This is a genomic window from Leptolyngbya sp. DQ-M1 (genome assembly GCF_039962505.1).
Taxonomy (GTDB): domain Bacteria; phylum Cyanobacteriota; class Cyanobacteriia; order Leptolyngbyales; family Leptolyngbyaceae; genus Leptolyngbya.
In genome coordinates, this window is record NZ_JAMPLJ010000016.1 from 1 (window position 1) to 11,395 (window position 11,395).

Genomic DNA, 11,395 nt, shown 5'->3' on the forward strand with positions numbered 1-11,395 from the left:
ATAACCGTTAACCCTGTGCTGCACCTGATTCCTAGTGCCATGTCTCTGCCCTCACGTTTGGGAATGTGACTATAACTTATAGTGACGCAAAATCAAATGATGAGTTCGGCTTGTGCGCTAAGGTTCACGTAAACTTATTAAACATTTCTGCAAACCACTTACGAAGCAGCAGCGAATTTAGGACATTGGGCTCGCGCTGCCTTAGAATACATCCCGGTGCTCAAAAGTTAAATTTTTCATGCGTTGAACTCATGACCAAGTTTGTGGTTCACCAGTTAGGCAAGCGCATAGCCTATTGAACTTAGCACTACAAAACTCACCAGGCCTACTCAAGTCATTGCAAAGATCAAACAGATTTCGTTATCAGCAGGTCTTGTCAGATAGAGATCTCTAGCCTTAGGCAGGTGTCTCTTCGGAAGCAACCCTGATGCAAGATGGAAGTTCAGGTGGATGATTTCACAATGGCTTCGCTACGCTAACCGTCAGGTGCCGAAATTTGCCCCAGAGCTTGATAAGCGCATTTGATTGTTCTTGAGTGAGAGTTGAAGAGACGTACATCGAGGTGAAAGGAGCGTGGAAATACTTGTATCGAGTGGTGGATTCGGAGGAGAACACACTCGACTTTATGCTGAGTGCGAATCGGGATGGAAAAGCTGCTGCACGCTTTTTCTGGTTGTGTCACAAAGCCTCAAAGTGGCAAACGAACGGGTCTCGTTCGTATTGCTTTAAGCCATCACTCGGCTTTGTTGCATGAATCGAAAAAGAGACTGTTCTGAGATTGAGAAAAGCCGAGATTAAGCTTCAACGTGATAGCTATCCGGTTTGGCAATCTGAATCATGCGATTAAGCGCCGCACATTTAATCAGTAACTCAGCAGCTTGATTGTCAAATCGACGCGACCGAAGATTGCCGCCAAAGAGGGTCTTGAAGCGAAACATCGTCGTTTCGGCAATGGAGCGACGATGATAACCGGAATCGCGCTTCCACTTCTTGCGTCCATGTTTGCGGATGTAACGCAAATTCTCATCTCGTGGATGGGGTGGAGCTTTACAATTGCCGTGCTGCCAAATCACGGCATCTTTGCGCGGTGGAATCACAGGCTTGGCTCCGCGTTCAACGATTTCTTCGTAGCAGTGGCGATGGTCATACGCACCATCAGTGCTGACTTGCTCGATGTCATCTTCAATCTGGTTCAGCAACTCGTCTAGAACTTCGCCATCATGCACCCCATTCGAGGTCATCGTGGCTGCGAGGATTTCGCCCGTCGCCTCATCTACTCTTAAGTGCAGTTTGCGCCAAGTGCGACGCTTGCTGATCCCGTGTTGCCGAGTTTTCCACTCACCTTCGCCATAAACTTTGACTCCGGTGGAATCGACCACGATATGACGCGCTCCGCTTGCGGGTAAGACGGGCAGAGCAATAGACAGTTTGCCGATGCGCCGCGATAAGGTGCTGTGGTCGGGAACCGGAAACTCGAATTCCATCAGCCCAACTATTGAAGTCAGAAATCCTTGGCACTGCCGTCCTGCCAGTCCATACACTGCTTTTACTGTTGCCATCGTCGCAATTGCGATATCGCTGTAGAACACTGAAGCTCCACGTTGTCCGCTCAAACTTGGCACAACCCACTGCGCTAAAACGGCTTCATCCATCCAAAACGTCAGGCTTCCTATGCGTTTCAATCGGGCGTTATACTCAGACCAGTTGCGGATGCGGTAGCTCATTGCTGTGAAGGCTTGTTGGTGGTACTTCAAACCTATCACGTCGCCGCTCCGCAACCCCTATTCATGCAACAACGCCCCATCACTCTAAAGAATTTATTGATGAATCTTGCTTGAGATACACTATTCCCTTGATTGATCGCTTTCACCTGCTCTTTGCAAATCATAGCCATTGCCTCTATGCTGCTCAAAGTTCTTCTTGCTGCGTTGAAGGATCAGAAATTCCCATCATCGGTTTTACAATCCGCTTCACGACAAATCTCTAGGCTTGTGCTTGCTTTCGTACTAGATTGGTTAGCGTTGATTGGGCAGCACCAGCACTCATAGGTTGTCTAGATTCAGCCATACTCTAACAAGTCTCTGTATTTCAATCAGACTGCTAGTTTCACCTTCTGAGTTTCTAAGCCTTGCTACTGTGCATCAAGTGCAGCAATTATCCGTTTGAAAGCCTGCTGCAGGACTTGAGCTTCCTCGTCATTAAGATATTGACCGAAATATTCAGCAATGCAATCCGAGTAAACCGCCCAGATTTGTTCTTGCATTGCGAATCCTGATTCTGTTAACACGGCAAATGCGCCCCGTCGATCATTTGGACAGCGTTCTCGCCGTAATAATCCTGCCGCTTCGAGCCGATCCACCAACCGCGTCAGATTACTTCGGCTCAACAGCACTCTATCTGCCACTTCGCTCAGCCGCAATCGATGCTCAGGAGCTTCTTTGAGCGTCCACAACACGTCATACCACTCCAAGGGTGGTAACGTTGCTGCCTTAAGTTTGGCTTCAATTTGATCGAGCAATTTGACATGAGTGGTGAGAAACAACCGCCAAGTGGAATTGTGAAGGTCGTTGAGTTTTGTCATAGGCTTCATTGTGTCAAACAGATGGTTGCATTTACAAATATTCTAGAGCAGATAGTTGCATTTGAAATTAAATATGCTATGTTTATTTTAGTTGCAAACGCAATTGTCTAGTTTCAAACAGTAGGAGAATCGAATTATGTTCCATCCTTTCAATGCACTGCTTTCATTTCAGCAATCACGTCTCGCTCATGCAATTACGCTGACAGCAGGATTGGTCTCTCTATCGACATCGCTTGCTGTTGCAGGACAACACCCGGCGGGACAATTCTTCTTCGACCATGCTCCACGCCTAGTTCGTGCAGAAACAAATGCAATTCCCATTACTTATGTGGGTGGAGCGGCTTATGAGTTTACAATTGCCGTTCCTCAAGATGCAGGTGCACCGCTACAAGCTGTTGCCATCACTCAAGATGGAAATCCCAGAACTATCGAATTTAATCTCAATCGAAGTCGAGCGATCGCTGGCAATGGCACCAATATTCCACTTGAGAGCATTGGGGGGAATCAAAATACAGCAACGACGATCGCATTTGCTCAACCGATTCAACCCGGTGAAACTGTGACCGTTTCGCTCAAAAGTGATCGCAATCCAAGCTCAGAGGGTGTCTATTTATTTGGCATCACTGCTTATCCTGCGGGAGATCAAGAGCATGGGCTATTTCTAGGGCATGGTCGTGTGCAGATTTACAGTCAGGGTCGCTAGTTCGCTCGCTTGCAGTTTATTTCCGCGTCATTCAACCTGTTACTTAACCTAAGGAGAACAAAATTATGAGTTTCGATCTCAAGGCTGCTTTTGAAGACATCAAGACCCTCGTGTTGCAAGGCAAAGCAATGGAGGCATTTGAGAAGTACTACGGTGAGGATGTCGTGATGCAAGAGAACGAAACACCTGCCACGATCGGGAAAGCTGCAAATCGACAGCGGGAGTTAGAGTTCTTCTCAAAAGTGACTGAATTTCGGAGTGCGGAATTAAAGACCGTTGCATTTGGTGATGATGTAATTATTTCAGAATGGTTCGTGGACTACACACATGCGGACTGGGGCAAAGTCACGCATGATCAGGTTTCTGTTCAGCGATGGAAAGACGGCAAGGTGATTCATGAACGCTTTTATTACGGTTCTTGAACACTCGCCTTGATTGCCCGTTCGCCTCAACCTACTCTTATGGAGGTATCTTTATGGGGACATCGCTTCCTCACCTAGAACTGGTCAGCCATCCACTTTGTCCCTACGTTCAGCGGGCTGTGATTACGCTGTTGGAAAAGCAGATTCCGCACGATCGTACCTACATTGATTTGGGAAATAAGCCAGATTGGTTTCTGCAAATTTCGCCGCTCGGCAAAGTTCCGTTGCTCCGAGTTGACGATGAGGTTTTGTTTGAGTCTGCTGCCATTTGTGAGTATCTGGATGAAATCACGCCCGGTTCATTGCATCCTGCCAACCCACTAGAACGAGCGAAGCATCGAGCTTGGATTGAGTTTGGATCAAGCATTTTGAATACGATCGCAGGGTTGTACAACGCGCTTGAGCAAGAAAAATTTGAGCAGAAACACCAAGAGCTTCTTGATCGATTCGCTCGAATTGAAAGCAATGGAATCAGTCAACCTTACTTTGCGGGTGCGGCCTTTTCTCTAGTCGATGCCGTCTACGCGCCAATCTTTCGCTACTTCGATGTCTTCGAGGATGCAATCAACTTAGATTGCTTCTCCACGTTCCCAGACCTCAAACGCTGGCGACAGGCTCTACAGGCTCGCTCTTCTGTTCAGAATGCAGTTGTCGAAGAGTATCACCAGCGCCTACTCGCATTTCTCAAACAACGCCATTCTTACCTCTCTACTCTCATCGATTAGGAGCGAGGAGCAATGAAACTGTTAATTGATGGAATTTGGCATTCTAATGGGCAGCTTAAAGGCGATTCCATTGGGATCGGCTCTTTCCGATCGCACGTTTCAGCAGATGGAACCTCTGACTTCCAAGTGGAGCCGAATCGTTATCATCTTTACGTTTCGTATGCTTGTCCGTTTGCTCATCGCACGATTCTCGTCCGGCAACTGAAACGGCTAGACGATGTGATTTCGATGTCGGTTCTCAGTCCCGATTGGGGAAGTCCTGACGGTTGGGTCTTTGGCGGTTGGAGCGATACGACACCGGATACCGTCAATGGTTGTACTGCTCTTCATCAGGTGTACACCAAAGCACAGCCGGACTCCACGGGTAGAGTGACGGTTCCAGTCCTCTGGGATAAAAAGTTAGGGGCGATCGTCAACAACGAATCAGCTGACATCATGCGAATGCTGAACAATGAGTTTAATGCTTTCGCAGAAGCTAATATCGACCTTTATCCGGCTGCATTGAGAACCGAGATTGATCAGATCAATGCGTTTGTTGCTAGTCGGATCAATATTGGGGTGTACAATGCTGGGTTTGCAAAAACTCAAGCTCAGTATGATGAAGCGATCAACAGTCTGTTCAATGCTTTAGACGGCACTATCAACTTAATCGGGAGCATTTGAATTTAAGCAGTGTAATTCCCTTAATCGTCAGTCTCGCTCAAGTTTATGCAGCATCTTTCACACACGTGATCTCCCGCCAATCTTCAAAGCGTTGGCGCAGTTGTTCTCGATATCGTTTCGCACTCAGTTCGTGTTGCTTGGGGTGAAAGTGGGAGCGAATCGAGTCAGCGGCAGAAAGGAAATGTTGGGCTTGCCCTGGAGACTTGAAGCGTCGCATTCGTCGTTCTCGCACTCGGGTCGGTTGGTGAGAGTTTTCAGCTCGGTTGTTCAATCCCTTGTGCTGTCGATGCTCCACGCGCTTCATCACCTGCTTCTTTGCCGCTTCATAGCTCTTGAGTTTGTCGGTGACAATCACCCGTGGCACAAAGCCCTGTTTCTTCAAAAGCTTACGGAAAAATCGCTTCGCTGCCTCAGTGTCTTGCTGCAACGACAGCGAGACATCCAGCATGTTCCCTTCGCTGTCTACGGCTCGCCACAGGTAGTATTGCTGCTTCTTAATCGTCACCACCATTTCATCGAGATGCCATTTGTCAGTGATATGGGGACGCTTGCGCTGCACCTGATTCGCGTACTCCTGCCCGAACTTCTGACACCACTCCCGAATTGTTTCATAGGTCACTTCAATGCCGCGTTGGCTTCGCCACGCTGAAAGCGACCAACATCATTTTCTCGATATCCCGGTAGCTCAAAGGGAAAGTGTAATAGAGCCAGACACAATAGCTAATAATTTCGCTCCCGAAAGCGATGACGGGAGTACATGAGCAAGCAGGCAACGTTGAAGCATTGCGATTATTCTACACTTCGGTTAACCTGACAGTACCGTTTGGCTGTATTACACGTTTCCGTTGAGCTATCGGGACATCGAGAAGATGATGTTGTACCGAGGGATCGAGGTGACGTACGAATCGATTCGAGAATGGGGTCAGAAGTTTGGGCAGCAATACGCGAATCAGTTGCGTCGTAAAGACTTTACATTGCGGATAAATGGCATCTCGATGAGGTGGTCGTCAACATCAAAGGGCAGCAATACTACTTGTGGCGAGCGGTGGACTCAGAGGGGAACGTACTGGAGGTGTTGCTGCAACGGCATCGAGATACAAAAGCAGCAGCACGTTTTTTGCGTAAGCTTTTGAAGAAACAAGGGTTCGTGCCACGGGTAATGGTCACTGACAAACTCAAGAGCTACGAAGCGGCAAAGAAGCAGGTGATGAAGCGCGTGGAGCATCGGCAGCATAAAGGGCTGAATAACTGAGCCGAGAATCGCGCCTACCCGAATCAGAGAAAGGCGAATGCGACGATTCAAGTCCCCTGGACAAGCCCAACGTTTCCTTTCAGCATTTGACCCGATCCGAGGACACTTCCACCCGAAGCAACATGAACTGAGTGCAAAACGCTACCGAGAACAACTACAACAACGCTTTGAGGAGTGGCGAGAGATCGCTTGCTTGAAAATTGCTGAGTAACATTGAGCAATGCCGAATGTTCAAGCATTATCGTGCTTAATTCTGAACATAAGTGGTTAAGTTGACGATGCCGTCTCGATAGCTCAAGGAATAACGACAATACCAGCGCACATTCAGCAAGATGATGTCAGGCAAGAAGTGCCGCCATTTGAACAAAGAATCAGTCGTCATTTAGAGCAAGGTCAGGGAAAATTGAGCTTCCACACCTTATCATTTCTGCGACACAACCGCTTTTGGCAGGATACAGGCTTTCAAGGATTTGCACCGAGCGGCGTGATTGTGCTGCAACCGAAGAAGAAACCCAGGAAGCAAGAACTCAACGAAGCCCAGAAACTGCTGAATCGACTCATCTCAAAGCAACGAGTTGTGATTGAACACCTATTGGTGGGGTCAAGCGCTCACAGATTGTGATGCAGACGTTTCGCAACTGCAAGGAGAACTACGTGGATCAAGTGACGGAGACGGCTTGTGGATTACACAACTTCCGTCTTGACCACCGCTCGAAGTTCGCCTAATCAAAGCTGATTGGAAGGCATTGCCTCGAATCCTCATCCCTGCTATTTCCGATAAAGTCTAATTTAATTTACAGTCTCCGAAGTTTTTGTGCTTGCCAGTTCAATTCACAGTGCATTCCTTTCGGTTTGTTGGGCAACCGTTGGAATGTGCCTCGAAGTTTTTGTGCTAGAATCTCTGCCTGACGAGTACCCAATCCAGCAGCAGAAGCCTTCCCACTGAAATCAGTGTTGCCATGATCAATCACTCGAATGACTTGTTTGCTATTTTCTTCAGCGCAAATTACTGTAATTCGAGTGGTGTTGATCGCATACTTGCCTACATTACACAATGCTTCTTCTAGAAATCGACACAAGTTTCGCTTTTGCTCTAAGCTGAGACCGAGATCGTTCATGGGTTCAAATTTTACAATGCGTGTCCGAATCGTTTTGAAGTAAGGTAAATCTCGCTCCATTGTCTGCAAGTAGACTTCATACAGGAGCGTATGGAGCGGCGCTTGTAGATCTAGGATAGAATTCGCATCGAGTTGAAAGCTTGTTTCCTGCTCTAGAGTTTCTCGCTGGATGACTTCATAGACGGAACGCAATTCTTGATTGAGATGCTTTAGATCCGGTAGCAGAGGATGAGTTGCATTTTGCATTTGCACATCCCGCAACATTTTTGCCAGCGTTTGCAAAGCTCCATTGTGAATCGTGGTGAATGTCTGATCTATCACAGCCTGACGATCGCGCAATCGCTCCCGTAATGATTGTTCGTAACGATAAATTGATGCTGCTGCTAATCCTGCACCATTGAATACTAGAACGATCAATGCTGGGACGACTGGAATCCACCAGCCAATCCAGATCAGCCCATACGAGATCGCAATTAATCCAACTGATGAGAGCGCGACACCTAGTAAAATGCGCCCAGGCGATCGTGCCACTCGTCCGAAACTGATGCCAACAATTCCCCACGCAACAATCCAAAGATATTCCCACCCGTCTGACCAAACCTGCAGGAGTGGTCGATCGTCTAAAGTAGCGCTCAAGATTTGGCTGACAGCGTGCGCCTGCATTTCTACACCATTAACCAAGCCATAGATTGCACTAGGTACGGCATCTGAATTAACAACATCCTTGGTGCTAATTCCAGTCAAGCCAATCAAAACAATTCGTCCTCGAATCCAATCAGAATTTACTGTGCCCAATTGCAAGTCGCGCCAGGAGACGATTCGAAACGGTTTACGCCCAGCCCGTGGATACAATAGAACCTGATTTCCACCTGCATCTGCATTGATATATCCCCCAGAATGCGGCTGAAACCTTGTCAGTTCTGCTTGACCGAATCGCATCGCGACACGATCGCGCACCCCATTTTCTAACTGAATTCCTTGAGTTGATAGATACGATCGTGCTAACTGAAGTGCTAAAGAAAATCGGTACTGTCGTTTTGGGTTCGTTGCACCCAGTAACCAACGTCGCAATCTCCCATCCTGATCGGGTAGCACATCAGAAAAGCCAATCTGTTTTGTGGGAATGTTCGGAGGGGCTGCAACACTAAATCCGCCTTGTACAGGAAGTGCTTTCTCAATTGCAATCACATTCGGAGATTGAAGCGCTTTAAGAAAAGCTTCACGTCCCGGTGAAACGGGAACATCCCGTAAGAAGTCAAGCCCAATGACATTCGGTTGATCTGCTTGAACTCGCTGAATGATCGTTGCAAGATCGCGATCGGGAAGTGGATAAGTGCCAATGCGATGAATGTCCTCGTCGGTAATGCCAACAATCAAAATTCGCTCATCTATCGGTTCTGCGGGACGCGATCGTAGTGCGGCATCGAATGCCATTAATTCTAAAGGTTGAAGAAATCCGAAGGCACGAAGCGCGATCGTACTAGCAATCACAGCTAATCCAGGAATTGCACCGACTCGCCACAGTAACAGTTCTGCTTTTAGTTTGCGAATCATGATCGTTTAGTCGATTAATCCTTCTTCACGCGATCGCATTTCCGTTTGAATCCGAATGTTCTTACCTGCATCGGGGTAGACTTCTAGCGCATCCTGGATTTTAGACCAGTAGTGCCGGACTGAGCGTTCAGACACTCGCATTCGTTCTGCGATCGCTTTGTCTTGCAATCCTTCTCCAAATGCAAGCTGCAACACTTCTAACCATTCTGGCTTAATCTCTAATCCGGTTCGCATCTCCTTAGGCGTGTAGAGTAATCCTTGCAGTGCCCAATCGACTCGCGTCAGCATATCCTTCATTGGTAAGCTTTTATCTACCACGGCAAAACCGCCTTCGTGGGTGCTAATTTCAGGCTTGAGACGAACGAGCGATCGTACATGAGCGCTCTGCACCACAATATTGAGGCTCGGATAGTTCTTTAATAAGGTTTTGAGCAGTTGAATGCCTACATCCGGTCGAGCAGGTGCTCCCGGCACATCGGGTAGTGCTAAATCCATCACGACTAAATCTGGCTTAGTGCCTTCAATCTGTTGTAGAGCTTGTTGCCCCGTCTGGGCGATCGCAATCTCAACGTCTGGATAGTGTTGATGGAGTACCGCAACCGTTCCACTTAATACGGCTTCATGATCATCAATGACCACGAATTTCGAGCTTGCCATAATGTTTAACCTTTTATCGTGTTTAACCTTTTGTTTCTAACCTTTTGAATATACTACGACCATTGTAGTAACCATTTCAGCGTCGCATTATCGAAGTGATAAGTACAGGTTCCGGCTGTTAAAAATTGTGCAGCCCGTCTCAGGTGGGACAGTTCTGTGAGTTGAGTCTGAAAGGTTTGACAATTGTCGTTTGAATAGAAAATCTGAATCATGAATTCATGAGTTGTAGTACGCTGAGTCAAACACGCTGAAATGGATTCAACCGAGGGCGCGATCGCAATGCGGAGCAATTCATCGATGGCGATCCAAACCACGCGGCTTTGCTCATAGGAATTCGGTTGCCATTTTTTAGGAAGAGAGAAATCTAACACAACATCGGGATGTTGATGCGATCTCAGCAAATGTTCGATCGACATGGGAAAGCTATCTTCAAGGTAAGGAGGCGATAGAAAATCACTAAATCGTTTGAGGGAATCGTGCAGTTCTCCCAAGGTCATGAGCAATTTTTCTTCATCTGCTTTTTTTAGGGCTTGGTGCTGTATTAACGATAGTTCTACAGTACGCCTCAGGGTAAAAGCATCTTGAAGAACACCGTTCCGCGCAGCTTCCGCTTCATCAAATAATCGCAATACGTGCTGCCGATACCACCACTGCAACGCTTGCTGAAGTCGATGCCACCGGAGAACAAACCATGCTCCTAATAAGAGCATTTCTATCAATCCAAGAATGAGGCTCACACAATTTGATCCAAAAGGGTAAATTACAAAAATCATTTTAAGGACTTGAAAACGTGATTTGCACGAGCCTTTTACGCTAACGCAGTGTCATAAAGTAGAAATTTCGATCGCAGAAAAGTGCAAACCTAATTGCACTTTTCAACCTGTAAATTTATTGTTATCAGTCTAGGAGGTTGGGCAGCGATCTAGTAAAGTGAAAACAAATTGTCAGCGCTATTGAGAAAACGATGTTTCTGGCTCTTAAAAAACGGTTACTTACTGCATCGGTTCAAACCGCGATCGGGTTAATCTTCATTGGCTTATTAGAAACACGACCTGCCCATGCCGATTACCAGCCTCCCAGCGAACCTTCTGCACCGTCTGGAGGAACTTCAACGGCAGGGACACGCGGCGGGTGTTCTGGAAACCCTGAAGCTGGCTTAACGGTTCTAGCACCCCTAAGCTATGCGGGTCAAACCGTCTCGACCCGTCCAGCCTTTATTTGGTTTGTAACAGATACGCAATCTTACCCGTTAGAGTTTCGACTCTATCAGGAGGGTAGTGGAAAGCGTCAACTGCTGAGAAAAGTTCAAATGCAGAGTCAATCTGGGCTGATGAAGTTTTCACTGCCCCCAAGCCAGCCTGAATTACAACCTGGAAAACTCTACAGTTGGCAAGTTATCCTAACGTGTAATCCGAATCATCCGTCACAAGATTTGGTCGCAGGTGCAACGCTGCAAATCTTGCCATTTCCGGCTACCTTGCGATCGCAACTTAACAGCGCCAAGAGTGAGATTGAACGAGCCGAGCTGTATGCCAAAAATAGCTTTTGGTATGATGCGATCGCTGAAGTTACACAGCCTAATCCGTCTATTGCGGTCAAACAATTGCAGCATTCATTGCTCAATGATTTAGCGAAGTCGGAAAAAGAAACGCCGCAGCTAGGAGCGATTATTCAAGAGCAAAAAGCTCGTTTACAACAACTTGCCACCCTTAAATAGTAA

11 protein-coding genes and 4 pseudogenes are annotated in these 11,395 nt (G+C 47.2%); 8 read left to right on the top strand and 7 right to left on the bottom strand.

Features of this window, described 5'->3' with window-relative positions:
* Positions 1-538: 538 nt before the first annotated feature.
* Positions 539-670, top strand: a pseudogene (locus NC981_RS23545) (DDE-type integrase/transposase/recombinase); the annotation flags it as partial.
* 124 nt (positions 671-794) lie between these two features.
* Here the strand turns inward: NC981_RS23545 and NC981_RS23550 are convergent.
* Both NC981_RS23550 and NC981_RS23555 read right to left on the bottom strand, forming a co-directional pair.
* Complete coding sequence (locus NC981_RS23550) at positions 795-1,724, bottom strand: IS5 family transposase (protein ID WP_348245307.1); 930 nt, start codon at positions 1,722-1,724, stop codon at positions 795-797.
* A gap of 407 nt (positions 1,725-2,131) precedes the next feature.
* Positions 2,132-2,590, bottom strand: a complete 459-nt coding sequence (locus NC981_RS23555) for a MarR family transcriptional regulator (RefSeq protein WP_348245255.1) — start codon at positions 2,588-2,590, stop codon at positions 2,132-2,134.
* Positions 2,591-2,717: 127 nt separating this feature from the next.
* Here NC981_RS23555 and NC981_RS23560 point away from each other — a divergent pair, with 127 nt between their 5' ends.
* From NC981_RS23560 to NC981_RS23575, 4 genes are all read left to right on the top strand, one after another.
* The gene (locus NC981_RS23560) at positions 2,718-3,284 is read left to right on the top strand and encodes a DUF2808 domain-containing protein (RefSeq protein ID WP_348245257.1); all 567 of its coding nucleotides are present in this window, start codon (positions 2,718-2,720) and stop codon (positions 3,282-3,284) included.
* A 65-nt stretch (positions 3,285-3,349) separates the two neighbouring features.
* Positions 3,350-3,706 (top strand): nuclear transport factor 2 family protein, encoded by a 357-nt coding sequence (locus NC981_RS23565; RefSeq protein ID WP_348245259.1) that lies wholly within the window; start codon positions 3,350-3,352, stop codon positions 3,704-3,706.
* A gap of 53 nt (positions 3,707-3,759) precedes the next feature.
* A complete protein-coding gene (locus tag NC981_RS23570) occupies positions 3,760-4,431 on the top strand; it encodes a glutathione S-transferase family protein (RefSeq protein WP_348245261.1) in 672 nt (223 codons plus the stop codon).
* Between the two features lie 12 nt (positions 4,432-4,443).
* Positions 4,444-5,094 (top strand): hypothetical protein, encoded by a 651-nt coding sequence (locus NC981_RS23575; protein WP_348245263.1) that lies wholly within the window; start codon positions 4,444-4,446, stop codon positions 5,092-5,094.
* 43 nt (positions 5,095-5,137) lie between these two features.
* Here NC981_RS23575 and NC981_RS23580 read toward each other — a convergent pair.
* Positions 5,138-5,867, bottom strand: a pseudogene (locus NC981_RS23580) (IS6 family transposase).
* Between the two features lie 54 nt (positions 5,868-5,921).
* Between NC981_RS23580 and NC981_RS23585 the strand changes: the two are divergent.
* A pseudogene (locus NC981_RS23585) lies at positions 5,922-6,557 on the top strand (IS6 family transposase).
* Positions 6,558-6,629: 72 nt separating this feature from the next.
* Here the strand turns inward: NC981_RS23585 and NC981_RS23590 are convergent.
* A pseudogene (locus tag NC981_RS23590) lies at positions 6,630-6,728 on the bottom strand (IS6 family transposase); the annotation flags it as partial.
* Between the two features lie 21 nt (positions 6,729-6,749).
* Between NC981_RS23590 and NC981_RS23595 the strand changes: the two are divergent.
* The gene (locus NC981_RS23595; protein WP_348245265.1) at positions 6,750-6,968 is read left to right on the top strand and encodes a hypothetical protein; all 219 of its coding nucleotides are present in this window, start codon (positions 6,750-6,752) and stop codon (positions 6,966-6,968) included.
* A gap of 172 nt (positions 6,969-7,140) precedes the next feature.
* Here the strand turns inward: NC981_RS23595 and NC981_RS23600 are convergent, their stop codons facing one another.
* From NC981_RS23600 to NC981_RS23610, 3 genes are read right to left on the bottom strand one after another with little or no spacing between them, the layout of a single operon-like run.
* Positions 7,141-9,018, bottom strand: a complete 1,878-nt coding sequence (locus NC981_RS23600; RefSeq protein WP_348245267.1) for a CHASE2 domain-containing protein — start codon at positions 9,016-9,018, stop codon at positions 7,141-7,143.
* A 6-nt stretch (positions 9,019-9,024) separates the two neighbouring features.
* Positions 9,025-9,675, bottom strand: a complete 651-nt coding sequence (locus NC981_RS23605; RefSeq protein ID WP_348245269.1) for a response regulator transcription factor — start codon at positions 9,673-9,675, stop codon at positions 9,025-9,027.
* 53 nt (positions 9,676-9,728) lie between these two features.
* Entirely contained in the window at positions 9,729-10,412 is a 684-nt protein-coding gene (locus tag NC981_RS23610; protein ID WP_348245271.1) for a hypothetical protein, read from the bottom strand.
* 227 nt (positions 10,413-10,639) lie between these two features.
* Between NC981_RS23610 and NC981_RS23615 the strand changes: the two genes are divergently transcribed.
* Complete coding sequence (locus NC981_RS23615; protein WP_348245273.1) at positions 10,640-11,392, top strand: DUF928 domain-containing protein; 753 nt, start codon at positions 10,640-10,642, stop codon at positions 11,390-11,392.
* Positions 11,393-11,395 lie beyond the last annotated feature (3 nt).